General features: G+C 71.0%; 15 protein-coding genes. 9 read left to right on the top strand and 6 right to left on the bottom strand.

Annotated features, from left to right (window positions below):
- Nucleotides 1–34: 34 nt before the first annotated feature.
- Complete coding sequence (locus tag ABZV77_RS16720; protein WP_356256625.1) at nucleotides 35–1735, top strand: methylmalonyl-CoA mutase family protein; 1701 nt, start codon at nucleotides 35–37, stop codon at nucleotides 1733–1735.
- Nucleotides 1736–2134: 399 nt separating this feature from the next.
- Nucleotides 2135–3229, top strand: a complete 1095-nt coding sequence (locus tag ABZV77_RS16725) for an alpha/beta hydrolase (RefSeq protein ID WP_356256628.1) — start codon at nucleotides 2135–2137, stop codon at nucleotides 3227–3229.
- A 12-nt stretch (nucleotides 3230–3241) separates the two neighbouring features.
- Here the strand turns inward: ABZV77_RS16725 and ABZV77_RS16730 are convergent, their stop codons facing one another.
- Together ABZV77_RS16730 and ABZV77_RS16735 are read right to left on the bottom strand one after the other, a co-directional pair.
- On the bottom strand, nucleotides 3242–4645 hold the full coding sequence (locus tag ABZV77_RS16730; RefSeq protein ID WP_356256631.1) for a HAMP domain-containing sensor histidine kinase: 1404 nt from the start codon (nucleotides 4643–4645) through the stop codon (nucleotides 3242–3244).
- Nucleotides 4642–5382, bottom strand: coding sequence for a response regulator transcription factor (locus ABZV77_RS16735; RefSeq protein ID WP_356256634.1), 741 nt, complete (start codon nucleotides 5380–5382; stop codon nucleotides 4642–4644). The genes ABZV77_RS16730 and ABZV77_RS16735 overlap by 4 nt, the downstream gene beginning before the upstream one ends.
- A 64-nt stretch (nucleotides 5383–5446) precedes the next feature.
- Here ABZV77_RS16735 and ABZV77_RS16740 point away from each other — a divergent pair, with 64 nt between their 5' ends.
- Together ABZV77_RS16740 and ABZV77_RS16745 are read left to right on the top strand one after the other, a co-directional pair.
- Nucleotides 5447–6628: a UDP-N-acetylglucosamine--N-acetylmuramyl-(pentapeptide) pyrophosphoryl-undecaprenol N-acetylglucosamine transferase gene (locus tag ABZV77_RS16740; protein ID WP_356256637.1), complete on the top strand. Its 1182-nt coding sequence runs from the start codon at nucleotides 5447–5449 to the stop codon at nucleotides 6626–6628.
- Nucleotides 6625–7620 (top strand): SDR family NAD(P)-dependent oxidoreductase, encoded by a 996-nt coding sequence (locus tag ABZV77_RS16745; RefSeq protein WP_356256639.1) that lies wholly within the window; start codon nucleotides 6625–6627, stop codon nucleotides 7618–7620. The genes ABZV77_RS16740 and ABZV77_RS16745 overlap by 4 nt, the downstream gene beginning before the upstream one ends.
- 112 nt (nucleotides 7621–7732) lie before the next feature.
- Here ABZV77_RS16745 and ABZV77_RS16750 read toward each other — a convergent pair whose 3' ends face one another.
- Nucleotides 7733–8374 (bottom strand): TetR/AcrR family transcriptional regulator, encoded by a 642-nt coding sequence (locus tag ABZV77_RS16750; protein WP_356256642.1) that lies wholly within the window; start codon nucleotides 8372–8374, stop codon nucleotides 7733–7735.
- 336 nt (nucleotides 8375–8710) lie between these two features.
- Between ABZV77_RS16750 and ABZV77_RS16755 the strand changes: the two genes are divergently transcribed.
- The 4 genes from ABZV77_RS16755 to ABZV77_RS16770 all read left to right on the top strand — a co-directional run bounded on the left by ABZV77_RS16755 (nucleotide 8711) and on the right by ABZV77_RS16770 (nucleotide 13099).
- Complete coding sequence (locus ABZV77_RS16755; protein ID WP_356256645.1) at nucleotides 8711–9700, top strand: tetratricopeptide repeat protein; 990 nt, start codon at nucleotides 8711–8713, stop codon at nucleotides 9698–9700.
- 669 nt (nucleotides 9701–10369) lie between these two features.
- Nucleotides 10370–10987: a DUF6230 family protein gene (locus ABZV77_RS16760; protein WP_356256647.1), complete on the top strand. Its 618-nt coding sequence runs from the start codon at nucleotides 10370–10372 to the stop codon at nucleotides 10985–10987.
- A 161-nt stretch (nucleotides 10988–11148) separates the two neighbouring features.
- Entirely contained in the window at nucleotides 11149–11709 is a 561-nt protein-coding gene (locus ABZV77_RS16765) for a DUF6114 domain-containing protein (protein WP_356256650.1), read from the top strand.
- Nucleotides 11699–13099, top strand: a complete 1401-nt coding sequence (locus ABZV77_RS16770) for a hypothetical protein (protein WP_356256653.1) — start codon at nucleotides 11699–11701, stop codon at nucleotides 13097–13099. Before ABZV77_RS16765 ends, ABZV77_RS16770 begins: the two co-directional genes overlap by 11 nt.
- A gap of 99 nt (nucleotides 13100–13198) precedes the next feature.
- Here the strand turns inward: ABZV77_RS16770 and pyk are convergent, their stop codons facing one another.
- The 3 genes from pyk to pta form a co-directional block, all read right to left on the bottom strand.
- The gene (pyk, locus tag ABZV77_RS16775; protein ID WP_356256656.1) at nucleotides 13199–14629 is read right to left on the bottom strand and encodes a pyruvate kinase; all 1431 of its coding nucleotides are present in this window, start codon (nucleotides 14627–14629) and stop codon (nucleotides 13199–13201) included.
- A gap of 73 nt (nucleotides 14630–14702) precedes the next feature.
- The gene (locus tag ABZV77_RS16780; protein ID WP_356256659.1) at nucleotides 14703–15920 is read right to left on the bottom strand and encodes an acetate kinase; all 1218 of its coding nucleotides are present in this window, start codon (nucleotides 15918–15920) and stop codon (nucleotides 14703–14705) included.
- Nucleotides 15921–15948: 28 nt separating this feature from the next.
- Nucleotides 15949–18027: a phosphate acetyltransferase gene (gene pta, locus ABZV77_RS16785; protein ID WP_356256662.1), complete on the bottom strand. Its 2079-nt coding sequence runs from the start codon at nucleotides 18025–18027 to the stop codon at nucleotides 15949–15951.
- A 290-nt stretch (nucleotides 18028–18317) separates the two neighbouring features.
- Between pta and ABZV77_RS16790 the strand changes: the two genes are divergently transcribed.
- Nucleotides 18318–19343 carry a 6-phosphofructokinase gene (locus ABZV77_RS16790; protein WP_356256665.1) on the top strand — a complete coding sequence of 342 codons (1026 nt, stop codon included), beginning with the start codon at nucleotides 18318–18320 and terminating at the stop codon, nucleotides 19341–19343.
- Nucleotides 19344–19350: the final 7 nt, after the last annotated feature.

The following is a 19350-nucleotide window of genomic DNA, read 5'->3' on the forward strand; positions in this document are numbered from 1 at the left end:
ACTTTTACTAGGACGTCCTAGTAAATTCGAAGGTATGGACGCTGACGCGATCGAGGAAGGCCGCCGGCGCTGGCAGGCCCGTTACGACAAGGCCCGCAAGCGTGACGCGGACTTCACCACGCTCTCCGGGGACCCGGTCGACCCCGCCTACGGGCCGCGGCCCGGGGACACGTACGAGGGGTTCGAGCGGATCGGCTGGCCCGGGGAGTATCCCTTCACGCGCGGGCTCTACCCGACCGGGTACCGCGGCCGGACCTGGACCATCCGCCAGTTCGCGGGCTTCGGCAACGCCGAGCAGACGAACGAGCGCTACAAGATGATCCTGGCCAACGGCGGCGGCGGCCTCTCCGTCGCCTTCGACATGCCGACGCTGATGGGCCGCGACTCCGACGACCCCCGCGCGCTCGGCGAGGTCGGCCACTGCGGCGTCGCCATCGACTCCGCCGCCGACATGGAGGTCCTCTTCAAGGACATTCCGCTCGGTGACGTCACGACGTCGATGACGATCAGCGGGCCCGCCGTGCCCGTCTTCTGCATGTACCTCGTCGCGGCCGAGCGGCAGGGCGTCGACCCGGGTGTCCTGAACGGCACGCTCCAGACCGACATCTTCAAGGAGTACATCGCGCAGAAGGAGTGGCTCTTCCAGCCCGAGCCGCACCTGCGCCTCATCGGTGACCTGATGGAGCACTGCGCGCGTGACATCCCCGCGTACAAGCCCCTCTCGGTCTCCGGCTACCACATCCGCGAGGCCGGGGCGACGGCCGCGCAGGAGCTCGCGTACACGCTGGCGGACGGCTTCGGGTACGTGGAGCTGGGCCTGAGCCGCGGGCTCGACGTGGACGTCTTCGCGCCCGGCCTCTCCTTCTTCTTCGACGCGCACGTCGACTTCTTCGAGGAGATCGCCAAGTTCCGCGCCGCGCGCCGCATCTGGGCCCGCTGGCTGCGCGACGAGTACGGCGCCAAGAGCGACAAGGCGCAGTGGCTGCGCTTCCACACGCAGACCGCCGGTGTCTCGCTCACCGCCCAGCAGCCGTACAACAACGTCGTGCGTACGGCGGTGGAAGCGCTCGCCGCGGTGCTCGGCGGCACGAACTCCCTCCACACCAACGCCCTGGACGAGACCCTCGCGCTGCCGAGCGAGCAGGCCGCGGAGATCGCGCTCCGTACGCAGCAGGTGCTGATGGAGGAGACGGGCGTCGCGAACGTCGCCGACCCGCTGGGCGGCTCCTGGTACATCGAGCAGCTCACCGACCGCATCGAGGCCGACGCGGAGAAGATCTTCGAGCAGATCAAGGAGCGGGGGCGGCGGGCGCGGCCGGACGGGCAGCACCCCATTGGCCCGATCACCTCGGGCATTCTCCGTGGCATCGAGGACGGCTGGTTCACCGGCGAGATCGCCGAGTCCGCGTTCCAGTACCAGCGGTCCCTGGAGAAGGGCGACAAGCGGGTCGTCGGCGTCAACTGCCTCGAAGGCTCGGTCACGGGTGACCTGGAGATCCTGCGGGTCAGCCACGAGGTGGAGCGCGATCAGGTTCGCGACCTCGTGGGGCGCAAGGGGCGGCGTGACGATGCGGTGGTGCGGGGTGCGCTCGACGCGATGCTGGCGGCGGCTCGGTCCGGGGCCAACATGATCGAGCCCATGCTGGAGGCGGTCCGGGCGGAGGCCACGCTCGGCGAGATCTGCGGGGTGCTTCGCGATGAGTGGGGGGTGTACGTGGAGCCGCCGGGCTTCTAGGCGGGCTCGCTGCGCGCTGGCGGTGGGGGTCGTTTGCGCAGTTCCCCGCGCCCCTTGAGGGGCTTGACCGTGCGTGGTTTTCCGCGGGCGGTGGGGGCTGATCGCGCAGTTCCCCGCGCCCCTAAGTCAGTCCTCGCCCCCGGAGCCAGTTCGCGACGCGCCTGGGGCAGCCCCCCGCAGGGAGCCAGTTCCCCCGCGGGGGCGGCCATGGTGGCGCCGGGGGCGGGATGTTTTTAGGGGCGCGGGGAACTGCGCGGCCCGCCCCCACTGCCCGCAGATGGGGAGGAAACGGGCGGTCTCGCCTCGCCCCGGCGCGGGGTGCGGAAAGTCGGAGGTTTAAGGCCCAGGGGCCAGGGCAGGCGCACGCCCGGCCAGCCACCCCCCGCCCCAGGAGACTCCGTGAGCTCGACCGGTCACGCCCGCACCGCCGCCTTCGCCATCGGAGCCGCCACCTGCACCGTTCTCGGCGCACTCCTGGTCGGCGGTTCCGGCGAGGTCAGTGCGAGCCCGCCGCCCGAGCCCAAGGTGCAGGACGACTTCGACTCCCTCGGCCCCGAGGTCCGCGCGGCGAAGCTCTCCGACGGGCGTACCGCGCACTACTCGGACACCGGCGAGAAGGACGGCAAGCCCGTCCTGTTCATCGGCGGCACCGGCACCAGCGCCCGCGCCTCGCACATGACGGACTTCTTCCGCACCACCCGCGAGGACCTGGGCCTGCGGCTCATCTCCGTGGAGCGCAACGGCTTCGGCGACACCGCGTTCGACAAGAACCTCGGCAAGGGCGACTTCGCCAAGGACGCCCTTCAGGTCCTCGACAAGCTCGGTGTCGACGACGTGTCCGTCGTCGCGATATCCGGCGGCGGCCCCTACGCCGCCGAGCTCGCCGCGCAGGCCCCCGAGCGGATCTCGCAGCTCCACCTCGCCGCCGCCCTGCCGCCCTACGGCACGAAGCCCGAGTACTGCGGCCTCTCCGACGACGCGCTCGCCGACGCCGTCCGGGACCAGATCAAGGACCCGCGCAAGTGGTGGGCCTTCCCCGACGACAGTCCCGTGAAGTCGATTCCCGGCTTCGCCGACACCGCGTACGAGGAAGGCGCCCGCACCTACAACCAGCGCGGCCAGCAGGCCGACCCCGCGCCCCAGGTGCACGAGCAGAAGCTGTACTGCGGACGCCCCGGCCCCGACCTGTCGAAGCTGGACGCCCCCGTCTACCTCTACGGCGGCAAGAAGGACACCACCGTGCCGCCCGCGACGCTGAAGGCCTGGCAGCAGGAGCTGCCGGACACGGCGAAGGTGCGCACCTACGCGGACTCCGGGCACGACGTGCAGTACCGCCACTGGGACCAGATCCTCGTCGACCTGGCGGGACACGGGGACCGCACCGTGGTGTGCAAGGGCGACAAGACCCGCGTGCTCGTCGCCCGCGAGGCCGACCGGCTCGTCGCCAAGGGCAAGGCCACGCTCGGCAGCTGCGCCTGGGCGAAGAAGAAGTAGCGGCCCGGGAAGCTACCGGCCCGGCAGCAGAGTCAGGCGGAACAGTGCGCCCCCGCCCGGTGCCCGTTCCGCCGTGAGCTCCGACCCGTGCGCATGCGCGATCTGGCGCGCCATCGCCAGGCCCAGGCCCGAGCCGGGCAGCGCGCGGGCCTTCTCGGCGCGGTAGAAGCGGTCGAAGACGTACGGCAGGTCCTCCTCCGAGATCCCCGGGCCGTGGTCGCGCACCGTCAGCGCCTCGCGGGTCAGCGCGACCTCGACCGGGCCGCCCGGCGGGCTGAACTTCGCCGCGTTGTCGACCAGGTTGGTGAGCAGCCGGGACAGCCGCGCCGGTACGCCGGGCATGCTCAGCTCGGCCGCCTCCGGCGCCACCTGGAGCGTGAAGCGGATCGCGGGCCAGTGGCCGCGGGCCGCGTCGACCGCGTGCGCGGCCAGCGGGGCGAGCCGTACCTCTTCGAGCAGGGGCTGCGGCTCCGCGTCCCTGGCCAGCTCGATCAAGTCGTTGACCATGCCGGTGACTTCGCGCAGCTGACGGCCGAGCGCACCGGAGGCCCGCTCGCGCTGGGCGTCCGTCAGCCGGTCCGCCCTGGCGAGGAGTTCGGCGTTCGTGCGCAGCGCGGTCAGCGGGGTGCGCAGCTCGTGCGAGGCGTCGGCGACCAGTCGGCGGCGGGCCGTGACGGACTCCTCCAGCTCGGCGAGCATCGTGTTGAACGAGGTGGCCAGGCGGGTCACTTCGTCCTCGTGGCCCTCGCGGGCCGGTCGGCCGGGCGGCAGCTCGATGCGGTGGCGGGCGTCACGGGTGGCGGCGATGCGCTCCGCGGTGGCCGTGAGCCGGGTGATCGGCGCCAGGCCCGTGCGGGAGACCCAGTAGCCGCCGACCGCCGAGAGCAGCACACCGGCGCCGCCCACCGCGGCGAGCAGCGACGCGGCCTGGCGCACCCCGCGCTCGGCGATGTCCGCGCGCAGGGCGACCTGCACGGCCTCGCCCTCCTTGCCGAACGTGGTGGTGTACATCCGGCCCGGCTTGCCGCCGGGGAGCGTGAAGTTCGAGTAGTACGCGGGCCGGTGGCCGTCGGCGACCGAGCGCGTCAGCCCCGACACGGGCAGCAGATACGGCTTCGCCGGGTCGTCCTTCGCGTCCGCGGGGACGATCTGTGAGCAGGCGGGCGCGCCGAGGAAACGGCACTCGCCCGTCATGACGCCAAGACCCTCGCTGCGGTGCTGCTGGGCGATGAGCGTCGCCGACTGGGCGAGGTTCTGGTCGAGCTGCTGGTACAGCTTGAAGCGGATCACGAAGAACGCGGCGGCGCACACCCCGATCGCCACCACGGCCACGGCGGCCGCGGCGACCACCGCGAGGCGGGTCCGCAGCGGCCTGCGGCGCCGCCACCGCGCGCCGAGCCTGCGCCGCGCGCTCACGGGGAGCCCAGCCGGTAGCCGACGCCGTGCACGGTGTGGACGAGGCGGGGCTCGCCGTCCGATTCGAGCTTCCTGCGCAGATAACCCACGTACACGGCGAGGGAGTTGGAGTCGGGGCCGAAGTCGCGGCCCCACACCGCCTGCTGGATCAGCTCGCGCGGCAGGACCTGGCCCGCGTTGCGCAGGAGCAGTTCGAGCAGGACGGCCTCCGTGCGGCTGAACTCGACCCGGCGCTCGCCGCGGCGGCCCGTGCGCGTCGCGGGATCCAGCACGAGATCGCCGTACGAGAGCTCGTCGCCGTCGTCCGCGGCGCGCTCCGGCGTCGCGCGCCGCAGCAGGGCGCGGACCCGGGCCACCAGCTCGTCCAGGGCGAACGGCTTGACCAGATAGTCGTCGGCGCCCGCGTCCAGGCCGTCGACGCGCTCGCTCACCGAGTCCAGGGCCGTCAGCACGAGGACCGGCGTGCGGTCGCCCGCGGCGCGCAGCTGACGGCAGACCGCGAGGCCGTCCATGACCGGCATCAGGACGTCGAGGACGACCAGGTCGGGCTGCCAGCGGGCCACCGCCGTGAGCGCGCGGTGGCCGTCCGCCGCGCCCCGCACATGATGGCCCTCGACCGTCAGGGCGTCCTCGACGGCGGCGCGGACCTCGGGGTCGTCGTCGACGACGAGGATCCGGTGCGCCGCCCCGCCCGCGCCCGGCGGGCCGCCCTTGCTGGTCACACTCGTGAAGCTCATGGTCCAAAGGTGCCAAACGCGGCTCTTAAAACCCTCTTAGACCCTCGCGTGATGCTCCACTGCCATGCGAACCACTCACTCCGACCGCGCCGCCGTCCCGGGCCGCGCAGGTCTCTCCGTCGTCATCGGCGCGGGCGGCACCGGTGGGCACATCTATCCCGGCCTCGCCCTCGCCGACGCCCTGCGCCGGGCCGTGCCGGGCGCGGTGATCTCCTTCGTCGGCACCGAACGGGGCCTGGAGACCCGGCTGATACCGGACGCCGGGTACCGCCTCCACACCGTCGACATGATCCCCTTCGACCCGTCGCTCGGCGCCCGCCGCTATCTGCTCCCCGCGGCGCTGATGAAGTCCGGCGCCCAGTGCCGGACCATCCTGCGCGAGCAGGGCGCACAGGTCGCCGTCGGCATGGGCGGCTACCCCAGCGCCCCCGTCATCGTCGGCGCCCGCATGACCGGGCTGCCGAGCCTCATCCACGAGTCCAACGCCGTCCCCGGCCGCGCCAACCGCTTCGCCGCCCGGCTCACCCCGAACATCGCGGTGGCCTTCGACCGCAGCCGCGCTCATCTGCCCGGCGGCGAGCGCGCCCACACCACCGGCATGCCCATCGCGGCGCCGCTCGCCGCGCTCGACCGGGCCGCGCTGCGCCCGGAGGCCCGGCGTGAGCTCGGCGTGCCGCCCGGCGCCCGGCTGATCCTCTTCAACGGCGGCAGCCTCGGCGCGGCCCGCCTCACGGCGGCGGCGGTCGGCCTCGCGGCGCGCTGGCGGGACCGGCGGGACGTACACCTCCTCATCAAGACCGGCCCCGCGGCCCTGGAGGAGACGCAGGCGCGGCTCGCCGCCGAGGGCGGTGACGCGGTCGCCCGCGCCGTCCCCTACCTCGACCGCATGGACCTCTCCTACGCCGCCGCCGACCTCGTCGTGTGCCGCGCGGGCTCGGCGACGGTCGCCGAACTGGCCGCCACCGGCGTCCCCGCCGTCCTCGTGCCCTACCCGCACGCCCCCGGCGACCACCAGACCCACAACGCCCGGGTCCTCTCCGACGCGGGCGCGGGCCTCCTGCTGCCCGACGCCGAGACCACCGACGAGCGGCTCGCACAGCTGCTCGGCCCGCTCCTCGCGGACCCGGTGCGGCTCGCCGCCATGAGCGGCGCCGCGGACCCCGGACCGCACGCCCGCGCCGCCGACCTGCTCGCCGAGCGGGTGCTTCGACTCGCCCACCACACGTCTCACCTGGAGTACGCATGACCGCCTTCTCGTGGCAGAACCGCACCGTCCTCGTCACCGGCGCCGAGGGCTTCATCGGCTCGACGCTCGTCGACCAGCTCCTCGAAGCGGGCGCGAAGGTCCGCGCCTTCGTGCACTACAAGCCCTACGCGGAGAAGGGGCACCTGGCCCACCTCCTCGGCGACCCGCGGGTCGAGATGATCGCGGGCGACGTGCGGGACGCCGGGCGGGTGATGGACGCGGTCGCCGGGTGCGACACCGTCTTCCACCTCGCCGCGCTGATCGGCATCCCGTACTCGTACGACTCGCCCGGCGCGTACGTCCAGACGAACGTGGTCGGCACCGAGAACGTCGCGGAGGCGTGCCGCAGGCACTCCGTGCGGCGCATGGTGCACACGTCCACGAGCGAGGTGTACGGGACGGCGCTGACGGCCCCGATCGCCGAGTCGCACCCGCTCCAGCCGCAGTCGCCGTACTCCGCGTCGAAGATCGGCGCCGACATGATGGCGCTCTCGCACTGGCACGCCTTCGAGCTGCCGGTGACGGTGGTGCGGCCCTTCAACACGTACGGCCCGCGCCAGTCGGCCCGCGCGGTCATCCCCACGATCCTCGCCCAACTGCACTCCGGGGCCCGCGAGATCAAGCTGGGTTCGCTGACGCCGACGCGGGACTTCACCTATGTCACGGACACGGCACGGGGATTCATGGCGATGGCGGTGGCCGACCGGGCGCTGGGCCACGCGGTGAACCTCGGCGTGGGCCGGGAGATCTCCATCGGGGACCTCGCGGAGGCGCTGATCGCGGCGTCGGGGCGGGAGGCGTCCGTGGTCGTCGACCCGGCGCGGCTTCGCCCTTCGGGCAGTGAGGTGGAGCGGTTGCTGTCGGACAACTCGCGGGCGCGGGAGTGGGCGGGCTGGGTTCCTGAGGTCTCCCTCGCGGACGGGCTCAAACTGACCTCGGCCTGGGTCGCCGAGAACCTGCACCTTTTTGCTGCGGACCGGTACCAGGTCTGACCTTCGGCCGCGGGCCGGTGGGGCGGGTTCCTGTCCCGCCGCTTCGCGGCGGATGCCTCCCACCCACCCACCCACCCGTTCACCCCGCACCGCAATCTCCGCGTAGGAGCTCTCAAGGCTGTGTCGCTGCCGCTGCCAGGCCGCCCAGCAGCAGCATCGTGAAGCGGCGTGCCCATTCCTCGTCCACCGGCTCCGCGCTGACCAGGGTGCGGTGGACCACCGCGCCCGCGATCACGTCGAAGATGAGGTCGGCGGTGCGGCCCGCGGAGACCGCGTCGGGCTCCGCGGGGAGCTCGCCGCGCTCCTGGGCCCGTCTGCGGCCCGCGAGGACCAGCCGTTTCTGGCGGTCCACGATGGAGGTGCGGATACGATCCCGCAGCGGCTCGTCCGTCGTGGACTCCGCGACCACCGCCATCAGCGCCGTCTTGGTCTCCGGCCGTCCGAGCAGCACCGCGAACTGCAGGACGACGCCCTCGATGTCCGCGGCGAGGCTGCCCCGGTCGGGCAGCTCCAACTGGTCGAAGAGCTCGGCCACCGCGTCCACGACCAGCTCGCTCTTGCCCGCCCAGCGCCGGTACAGGGTCGTCTTGGCGACGCCCGCCCGCGTGGCGACGGCGCCCAGCGTCAGCTTGGACCAGCCGAGCTCGACGAGGCCCTGCCGGGTCGCCTCCAGGATCGCGGCGTCGGCGGCCGCGCTGCGCGGGCGGCCGCCGGTGCGGGCGGGAGGCGTGGTGGACGACGTACGGCTCTGCATGGCGGCGACCATACCGGCCAGTACGCGGCGTTCCGGGGTGCCGAGTGAGCGAGATCACCGGAAGCCGTCTCCCCACGGCCGGTGCGCGACAGTTACGCTACGACCCGTAGCGAAAGCTTCTGGGTGACGGTGGACGGCGCGTCCCGTACACCCCTGAGCGAGAGCCACGAGCGACAACCACACAGCACGACCACCGGACCGGGGTGGGGACCCCGGGCCAACGACCGGTCCGCCGGTCTCCACAGCGACCTCGAACCGTGTCGCCCGGGCCCCCGCATTCCGGCGGAGGGTCACGGACGGGCACGGTTCCCGCACGGCTTGGGGGAGGATGTACTCATGCAGCCACGGAACATGTCCATGAGCGGAGTCGTCGACCTCGCCGCGGTGAAGTCGGCCCAGGAGGCCAAGGCGAAGGCGGAGCAGGCGCGCGCCGAAGCGGCCCGGCAGGGCGGGGGTGCGGCGGGCGCCGCGATCTCCCCGGCCTCCCTCGTCATCGATGTCGACGAGGCGGGCTTCGAACTCGAGGTCCTGCAGCGCTCCACCGAGGTCCCGGTCGTCATCGACTTCTGGGCCGAGTGGTGCGAGCCGTGCAAGCAGCTGAGCCCCCTTCTTGAGCGGCTCGCGCAGGAATACAACGGCCGTTTCCTCCTTGCCAAGATCGACGTCGACGCGAACCAGATGCTGATGCAGCAGTTCGGGGTCCAGGGGATCCCGGCTGTCTTCGCGGTGGTGGCCGGACAGGCCCTGCCCCTCTTCCAGGGCGCCGCTCCCGAGGCGCAGATCCGCCAGACCCTGGACCAGCTCATCCAGGTCGGCGAGGAGCGCTTCGGTCTGACCGGCCTGGTGGTCGACGCGGGCGCCGATGCGCCGGGCGAGCAGGCCCCCGAGGCGCCGGAGGTGCCGGCCGGTCCGCACGACGCCCTGCTCGAAGCGGCCGTGCAGGCGCTGGACGCGGGCGACCTCGCCGGTGCCGTGCAGGCGTACAAGAACGTGCTCAGCGACGACCCCGCCAACACCGAGGCCAAGCTCGGCCTCGCCCAGGCCGAACTGCTCCTGCGGGTCCAGGGCCTGGACGCGCAGGTGGTCCGCAAGGACGCCGCCGACCGCCCGGCGGATGTGCCCGCGCAGATCGCCGCCGCCGACCTGGACCTGGTGGGCGGCCATGTCGAGGACGCCTTCGGGCGGCTCATCGACGCGGTGCGGCGCACGGCCGGTGACGACCGGGACGCCGCCCGGGTGCGGCTGCTCGAACTCTTCGAGGTCGTGGGCGGCGAGGACCCGCGGGTGACGTCGGCCCGCACGGCGCTCGCCCGGGTGCTCTTCTGACCCTGTGTGTGTACTCCGGCCGGTTTGCTTCTCGGCCCTTCGGCTGACCAGTCCCTAAACGCGGGGCGTTGTGATGCCGGAGTGAAAAGTCTGTTCCCGAGGCACCATAGTGGCCGCGCTTTGCCAAAACTTGGCAAACGCGGCCACTGTTACTTGGAGTAAGGCATCGGCTTTCTTATGGGCCGTTACGCCCGCCGATGTCCCGTTCTGCTCCCCCTCTTTGAGCCACCGTCTGTGGCCGATCGATACCGCGCGGTCGCGCTTCGGTTATCGGGCCGTTACTAGCGAGTAACGAACCCCCTTGTGCGGGGGCCGAGAATGCACCACGATCGGCCACGCTCGGTCCATTGACCCGCACCCCGACAGCCACTCGGGAGCGGGCCTTCTGGGTCCCCACCGAGCAGGCCGGTGACGCCGTCGCCGGTCTTGGACAGGGGGGTCTCTGCCGGTACCGGCAGGGCCTGTCCGAGAGGTTGTGCGTGATGCGTCAGGCGCGACCAGTGGTTGTCGCTCGGGGGTGATCGCCGGTGATGAGTGGTGCGGCAGCGCGCCTCCGATGCAGGCGCTCTCCTTCCCGAGGACGTAGCACTTCTCCCATCCCTGCCCGGCTGAGCCGCCCGAACGGCAGCAGTCAGGGCCGGAGATGTACGTCCGAGAAGGAGGAAAGTCATGGAGTCCGTGGCTCGTGGCGGAACCAGATGGAAGCGGTTCGCCGTAGTCATGGTGCCGAGCGTCGCGGCTACTGCCGCGATAGGTGTCGCCCTGTCCCAGGGCGCGCTCGCGGCATCGTTCAGTGTGTCAGGGCAGCAGTTCAAGGTGACTGCCAAGGAGCTCAACGGTACGGGATTCGTCCAGTACGGAGCTCTGGACAGCGGTAAGTCGGGTAACCACCCGGTCGCCGTCGTCGGTCTCGAAGAGGCCACGATCACCAACCTCTGCCAGTCCGTGGTCGTGCCGGTCCCGGTCTTCGGCGATGTGTCGATGACCCTCAAGGCCGGTGGCGAGGGTGGTCCGAAGGTAGAGGCCAAGAAGCTCTACATCGACGCCGACGACCTGAAGGCCAATGCGACCTTCAACAAGGTCGACATCGGTGTCTCGGTCGACCAGACCACCAAGGGCCCCGGCCCGGCGAAGGGCGACAAGTACGCCCCGGACTCGTTCGCGCAGCAGGCGGAGTCGGTGAAGTTCACCGACGTCAAGCAGCGTGCGTGGGCGACCACCGCCGGTACCTTCAAGCTCTCTGGTCTGGGCATGTCGGTCAAGAAGGGCAAGCACGAGTGCTACTAGGGCAGTTGATGCCCTAGCGGACCGCATCAGGCGGCCCGGTGCGCACTCGGTGCGATGAGAACGGCCGGGCGCGGGGGCGCGACGGCATCTGACGGAGCCGTCCCCGTGCCCGAATCCGCACGACACACAGAACCAACGCCATTCCCGAGGAGCTGTACGACATGAGCGCCGAAGCGCAAGTGGGACTGGGCGACAAGCTCGGCCGGATGCGCCGATCGTTCCGAGGGTGGCGCGGTCAGCGCCCGTTCTGGGGTGGTCTGCTGACACTTCTCGGCGGCATCCCGATCATGTATTTCCCGTACGCGAACCTCACGCTCGGCACGATGACGATCCGGATGGCGACCACCGCCGGTGCCGGATCGCTGATCATCGGCGTGCTGTTGGTCGTGCTCGGCCTGACCATGTGGTTCCAGCCGCACTCCCGTGTCTTCGCGGGTGTCGCGGCGATTCTGCTCGCCCTGGTCTCCCTGGTGGTGTCCAACTTCGGCGGCTTCGTCATCGGCTTCCTGCTCGCCCTGATCGGCGGCGCCCTCGGCGTCTCCTGGGCGGCCGCGAAGCCCGCGGGCGAACCCGCGAAGGGACGTACGACAGGAGAGTCCGGCGGCCCCGTGGGCGACGGGGTCCCCGAGCCCACCGCCGCGGGTGGGGTGAGCGGCGCGCAGGACGATCTGTCAGGAACGAGCCCGACCAACGGGACGAACGGGAGGCACCGTGCCGGCTGACGAGGTGCACCACGAGGGCTTTGCGGGGGAGCCCCGGGCGAGAACCGGGCCGCGCCACGCGGCACCCAGGAAGCCGCTGCTGACCCGGCTGCAGGTTCCCGCGGGGAAGGCGATAGCCATCGCCGCGATGCCCACCGCCGTGCTGATGGGCATGGGGCTGACCCCGACGCTCGCAGAGGCCAAGCCGGGTGTTCCGGACAACCCCTTCCAGGACGGGCCGTGTGTCACGGCTCCGGACAAGGACGCCGAGGACGCCGAGAAGGACGCGGCGGACAAGGCGAAGAAGGACGCCGAGGCCGAGGCCAAGAAGGACGCCGAGGCGAAGGCCAAGAAGGACGCCGAGGACCGGGCGAAGAAGAAGGACGCCGGGGACGACGCGAAGAAGCCGGACCCGTCGACCTCGCCCTCCGCGGGCGACAAGGACGACGACGGCGACAGCGACAGCACGGGCGACGACAAGGACGACTCGGCCTCCACTCCGTCCACCGGCGACAAGGACGGCGACAAGGAGCCGGAGAAGACTCCCGAGCCCACCGAGACCAAGAACCCCTGGGACCCGCTGGGTGTCGGCGACGCCCTCAAGGACGTCTTCACGCCCGACGACAAGAAGGAGTCCGAGAGCCCGGAGCCGGACCCGTCCGAGTCGGAAAAGGCCGAGTCCGGTGCCGGGTCCGCCGAGGACAAGGCCAAGGACACGACGGACAAGGTCACCAAGCCCGTCGAGGACACGGTCGACAAGGTCACGGACGGACTCAAGGACGGCGTCGACGACGCGAAGGACGAGGCCGACAAGGTCACGGACGACGCGGAGAAGGCGGCGAAGGACGCGGCGGACAAGGTCGGCAAGAAGGCCGAGGACGACGCGAAGGACGAAGCCGAGGACCCGATGGCCCCGGACGCGGACGGCAAGAAGCCGTTCCCGTGCGTGGTCGAGAAGAAGGTCGACGGCGACGCCGAGCAGACCCCCTCGCCGATCCCGAACCAGCCGTGGCACCTGGAAGCCAGCTCGCTCACGCTCAAGGGCGCCGACTACCAGGGCGTCGTGAACCTGCAGATGCCCAACGGCAAGTCCAAGCAGGCCCTGAAGTACGTCATCCAGAACACGGACATCGGCGACCTGCACCAGATCGTCGAGGGACCTGCGGGCAAGAAGTACCACGTCGAGGCCGCCAAGGGCACCACGTCCACCATCCGGGGCGGCGAGACCACGATGTACACCGAGCGGATCTCGGGCAAGCTGTTCGGGCTCATCCCGATCACCTTCGACCCCGAGCACCCGCCGCCGCTGAACATCCCGCTGATCTACTTCACGGACGTGAAGGTGCAGCAGGCGGGCCAGTTCGGCGGGAACCTGACGATTCCCGGGCTGCACCAGTCGATCACCGACTGAGCGGCCGCGAGCAGCACCGACAAGCACCGCCAAGCACCGCCAAGCACCGAGGGCGCCCCCTTTCGCAGGGGGCGCCCTCGGTGTCGTACGAGGCGGGGATCAGTCGCGCTCGCCGCCGCCCAGGTGGTGCACCCGGACCATGTTGGTGGTGCCGGGGACGCCGGGGGGCGAGCCCGCCGTGATGACGACCGTGTCGCCGTCGTTGAAGCGGTTGAGCTTGATCAGCTCGGCGTCGACCAGCTCGACCATCGCGTCGGTGTTGTCGACGTGCGGCACCACGTAGGTGTCCACGCCCCAGCTCAGCGTGAGCTGGTTGCGGGTCGACTCGTCCGTGGTGAAGGCCAGGATCGGCTGGGCCGCGCGGTAGCGGGACAGACGGCGGGCCGTGTCACCGGACTGCGTGAAGGCGATCAGCGCCTCGGCGCCGAGGAAGTCCGCGATCTCGCACGCGGCACGGGCCACCGAACCGCCCTGCGTGCGCGGCTTCTTGCCGGGCACCAGCGGCTGCAGGCCCTTGGAGAGCAGCTCGCCCTCGGCGGCCTGCACGATCTTCGACATCGTCTTGACGGTCTCGATCGGGTACGCGCCGACGCTGGACTCGGCCGACAGCATGACCGCGTCGGCGCCGTCCAGGATCGCGTTGGCGACGTCGGACGCCTCGGCGCGCGTGGGGCGCGAGTTGGTGATCATCGACTCCATCATCTGGGTCGCGACGATCACCGGCTTGGCGTTGCGGCGGCACATCTCCACGAGGCGCTTCTGCACCATCGGGACCTTCTCGAGCGGGTACTCGACGGCGAGGTCGCCACGGGCCACCATCACGGCGTCGAACGCCGCGACGACGCCCTCCATGTTGGCGACGGCCTGCGGCTTCTCCACCTTGGCGATGACGGGGACCCGGCGGCCCACCTCGTCCATCACCTTGTGGACGTCCTTGACGTCGTTGGCGTCGCGCACGAAGGACAGGGCGACCATGTCGCAGCCCATCTCCAGGGCGAAGCGGAGGTCCTCGATGTCCTTCTCCGAAAGGGCGGGCACGTTCACGGCCGCGCCGGGCAGGTTGATGCCCTTGTGGTCGGAGATGACACCGCCCTCGACGACGATCGTCTTCACGCGCGGGCCGTCCACCTCGACGACGCGCAGCTCGACGTTGCCGTCGTTGATGAGGACCTGGTCGCCCTTGGAGACGTCGCCGGGCAGACCCTTGTAGGTCGTGCCGCAGATCGACTTGTCGCCGGCCACGTCCTCGGTGGTGATGGTGAACTCGTCACCGCGCACCAGCTCGACGGGACCCTCGGCAAAGGTCTCCAGGCGGATCTTCGGGCCCTGCAGGTCGGCGAGGACACCGATGGCACGGCCGGTCTTCCCGGCGGCCGCACGGACGCGGTCGTACCGCCCCTGGTGCTCGGCGTGCGTGCCGTGGCTGAAGTTGAATCGGGCCACGTTCATGCCGGCCTCGATCAGCGAGACGAGCTGCTCTTCGGAGTCGACGGCGGGGCCCAGCGTGCAGACGATTTTGGAACGGCGCATGGGGCGATCCTATCGGTTTGTTTCGCTACGGAATATTCCGTCTGGTGGAATCTACAAATGGGCGGCCGTGCGCTCAGGCGTTGCGGTCGCTGACCAATGCATACGTCTGATCGGCGATCTCCAGTTCTTCGTCGGTGGGCACCACGGCGACGGCCACGCGCGCGTACTCCGGCGAAATGAGCCGGGCTTCGTCGGAACGTACGGAATTGAGTGCGCCGTCGACCGCGAGACCCAGCTCCTCCAGGCCCGCCACCGCAGCCTCCCGCACCGGAGCGGCGTTCTCGCCGACCCCGGCCGTGAACGCGATCGCGTCCACCCGGCCGAGCACCGCGTAATAGGCGCCGATGTACTTCTTCAGACGGTGGATGTAGATGTCGAAGGCGAGTGCCGCCTCTTCGTCACCGGCATCGATACGGCGCCTGATCTCCCGCATGTCGTTGTCGCCGCAGAGCCCGATCAGACCGCTCTTCTTGTTGAGCAGAATGTCGATCTCGTCGATGGACATTCCGCCGACCCGGGCGAGATGAAAAATCACAGCCGGGTCCATGTCACCGGAACGGGTACCCATCACGAGCCCCTCAAGCGGCGTGAGCCCCATCGACGTGTCGACGCACTTCCCGCCCCGCACCGCACTCGCCGAAGCGCCGTTGCCCAGGTGCAGCACGATGACGTTGACGTCCTCCGGAGCCCTGCCGAGCAGCTCCGCGGTCCGGCGCGAGACGTACGCGTGGGACGTGCCGTGGAAGCCGTAGCGCCGCACGCGGTGCTCGTCGGCCGTCTTCACGTCCATCGCGTAGCGCGCCGCGGACTCCGGCATCGTCGTGTGGAACGCGGTGTCGAAGACGGCGACCTGGGGCAGGTCGGGGCGGAGCGCCTGGGCGGTGCGGATGCCGGTGATGTTGGCCGGGTTGTGCAGCGGCGCCACCGGGACCAGCCGCTCGATCTCCGTCAGCACCTCGTCGTCGATCACCGTCGGCGCGGTGAACTTCAGCCCGCCGTGCACCACCCGGTGGCCGATCGCGGCGAGCTCGGGGGAGTCGAGGCCGAGGCCGTCGTCGGACAGCTCCTGGGCGACGGCCCTGAGCGCCGCCTCGTGGTCGGCGAACGGCTCCTCGCGCTCACGGGACTCGGCGCCGCCGCCGGTCAGCGGGGTGTGCTTGAGCCGGGAGGTCTCCTCGCCGATCCGCTCGACCAGGCCGACGGCGAGACGGGAGTGGTCCCGCATGTCGAGCAGCTGGTACTTCACCGACGAGGAGCCGGAGTTGAGGACGAGTACGCGAGTGGCGGTCACTGATGGAGGCGCTTTCTGTGGGGGGTGGTTACGCGGTGGGCTGGACCTGGGACTGGATCGCCGTGATGGCGACGGTGTTGACGATGTCCTGGACGAGCGCGCCCCGGGAGAGGTCGTTGACCGGCTTGCGCAGGCCCTGGAGGACCGGGCCGACGGCTATCGCCCCGGCCGAGCGCTGCACGGCCTTGTAGGTGTTGTTGCCGGTGTTCAGGTCGGGGAAGATCAGCACGCTGGCCTGGCCCGCGACGTCCGAGTCGGGCAGCTTGGTGGCCGCGACCGACGGCTCGACCGCGGCGTCGTACTGGATGGGCCCCTCGATCTTCAGGTCGGCGCGCTGCCCGCGCACCAGCTCGGTGGCCTCGCGCACCTTGTCGACGTCGGCGCCCGAACCGGACGTGCCCGTCGAGTACGAGAGCATCGCGATCCGCGGCTCGACCCCGAACTGCTCGGCGGTGGCCGCTGACTGCACGGCGATGTCCGCGAGCTGTGTGGCGTTCGGGTCCGGGTTGACCGCGCAGTCGCCGTACACGAGGACCTTGTCGGCGAGGCACATGAAGAAGACGGAGCTCACGATGGAGGCGTCCGGCTTGGTCTTGATGATCTCGAAGGCCGGGCGGATGGTGGCCGCCGTGGAGTGCACGGAGCCCGACACCATGCCGTCGGCGAGGCCCTCCTGCACCATCAGCGTGCCGAAGTAGTTCACGTCCGCCACCACGTCGTGCGCGAGCTCGACGGTGACGCCCTTGTGGGCGCGCAGCTCCGCGTACGCGGCGGCGAAACGATCCCGCAGCTCGGAGGTCTGCGGGTCGATGAGCTCGGAGTCGGCGAGGTCCACGCCGAGGTCGGCGGCCTTCTTGCGGATCTGCTCGACCGGGCCGAGCAGCGTCAGGTCGCAGACGCCGCGGCGCAGCAGCACATCGGCGGCGCGCAGCACCCGCTCCTCGGTGCCCTCGGGTAGCACGACACGGCGCCGGTCGGCGCGGGCCCGCTCCAGGAGCTTGTGCTCGAACATCATCGGCGTGAGGCGGTCGCTGCTGGGCGCCGAGACGCGCCTGAGGAGGTCCGCGGTGTCGACGTACCGCTCGAAGAGGCCGAGCGCGGTCTCCGCCTTGCGGGGCGTCGCCGCGTTCAGCTTGCCCTCCAGCGCGAAGAGCTCGCCCGCGGTGGGGAAGGAGCCGCCGGAGACCGCGACCACCGGGGTGCCCGGCGCGAGCCGGTCGGCGAGGGTGAGGATCTCCTGTCCCGGCTGTTCGTTCAGGGTCAGCAGGACGCCGGCTATGGGCGGGGTGCCCGCGCTGTGCGCGGCGAGCGAGCCCACCACGAGGTCGGCGCGGTCGCCGGGGGTGACCACCAGACATCCCGGCGTCAGGGCGTTCAGGAAGTTGGGCAGCATGGCGCCGCCGAAGACGAAGTCCAGGGCGTCGCGCGCGAGGCCCGAGTCGTCGCCGAGCAGGACACGGCCGTCCAGCGCGTGGGCGATCTGCGCGACCGTCGGCGCGGAGAGCGCGGCCTCGTCCGGCAGGACGTAGCAGGGCACGGGGAGGCGGGCGTCCAGGCGCTGGTGGATCTCGTCCCGGTCGGCCGGGGCCACCCGGTTGGTGACCATCGCGAGGACGTCGCAGCCGAGCGAGTCGTACGCGCGGTAGGCGTTGCGGGTCTCGGCGCGCACCGACTCGGCGGTCTGCTTCCTGCCGCCGACCACGGGGAGCACGGAGGCGCCGAACTCGTTGGCGAGCCGGGCGTTCAGCGCGAGCTCGTCGGGCAGCTGGGTGTCGGCGAAATCCGTGCCGAGCACGAGAACGACTTCATAATCCCTAGCGACCCGGTGGAACCGGTCCACGAGCTGCGAGACCAGTTCGTCGGTGCCCTGCTCGGCCTGGATCGCGGACGCCTCGTGGTAGTCCATGCCGTACACCGAGCCCGCGTCCTGCGAGAGCCGGTACCGGGCGCGCAGCAGGTCGAAGAGCCGGTCGGGGCCGTCGTGGACCAGTGGCCGGAAGACACCCACCCGGTCGACCTGGCGGGTCAGGAGCTCCATGACTCCCAGTTCGACGACCTGGCGACCGTCGCCCCGGTCGATGCCGGTCACGTACACGCTGCGCGTCACGCGTGCTCTCCCCTTCTGTCTGTCCTGCTTCGCTGTCGTGTGGATGCCCGGCATGGAAGGCCGGAGGAGACGGACAAAGCACCCGATATCGCGGGTGTGTCCTCTTGACAATACCTCTGCGCCCGATGGGGTCGCCCGCCGGACGAAAGGCCCTGCAAGGCCGGTACCAAGGTCCCTGCCCACCTCTCGGACACACATCCGTCGGACATCCGTGAGCGGCGACCCCCCTCCGGCCGTGGAACAATCGGACCGGCTCACAAGTACCAATAGCGAGCAGGAGACACAGCGCGATGCGTATCGGAATTCTCACCGCGGGCGGCGACTGCCCCGGCCTCAACGCAGTGATCCGGTCGGTCGTGCACCGTGCCGTGACGCATTACGGCGACGAGGTCATCGGCTTCGAGGACGGCTACGCGGGCCTGCTCGACGGGCGGTACCGCGCCCTCGACCTGAACGCCGTCAGCGGCATCCTGGCCCGTGGCGGCACCATCCTCGGCTCGTCCCGCCTGGAGCGCGACCGCTTCCGCGCGGCCTGCGACAACGCCAAGGAGCTCATCGAGCGCTCCGGCTTCGACGCGCTCATCCCGATCGGCGGCGAGGGCACCCTGACGGCGGCGCGCATGCTGTCCGACGCGGGCGTTCCGGTGGTCGGCGTGCCGAAGACCATCGACAACGACATCTCCTCCACGGACCGCACCTTCGGCTTCGACACGGCGGTCGGCGTGGCGACGGAGGCGATGGACCGCCTCAAGACCACCGCCGAGTCGCACCAGCGCGTCATGGTCGTCGAGGTCATGGGCCGCCACGCGGGCTGGATCGCCCTCGAATCGGGCATGGCGGGCGGCGCCCACGGCATCTGCCTCCCCGAGCGCCCCTTCGACCCCGCCGACCTGGTCGCGATGGTCGAGGAGCGGTTCTCGCGCGGCAAGAAGTTCGCGGTCATCTGCGTCGCCGAGGGCGCGCACCCGCAGGACGGCACGATGAACTACGGCAAGGGCGCGATCGACCAGTTCGGCCACGAGCGCTTCCAGGGCATCGGCACGGCCCTCGCGTACGAGCTGGAGTCCCGCCTCGGCAAGGAGGCCAAGCCGGTCATCCTCGGCCACGTCCAGCGCGGCGGCACCCCCACGGCGTACGACCGCGTCCTCGCGACCCGCTTCGGCTGGCACGCGGTGGAGGCGGCCCACCGCGCGGAGTACGGCAAGATGACGGCGCTGCGCGGCACGGACGTCATGATGGTGCCGCTGGCGGACGCGGTCACCGAGCTGAAGACGGTCCCGAAGGACCGCATGGACGAGGCGGAATCGGTCTTCTAAACGCCCC

Source organism: Streptomyces sp. NPDC004732, assembly GCF_040609235.1.
Taxonomy (GTDB): domain Bacteria; phylum Actinomycetota; class Actinomycetes; order Streptomycetales; family Streptomycetaceae; genus Streptomyces.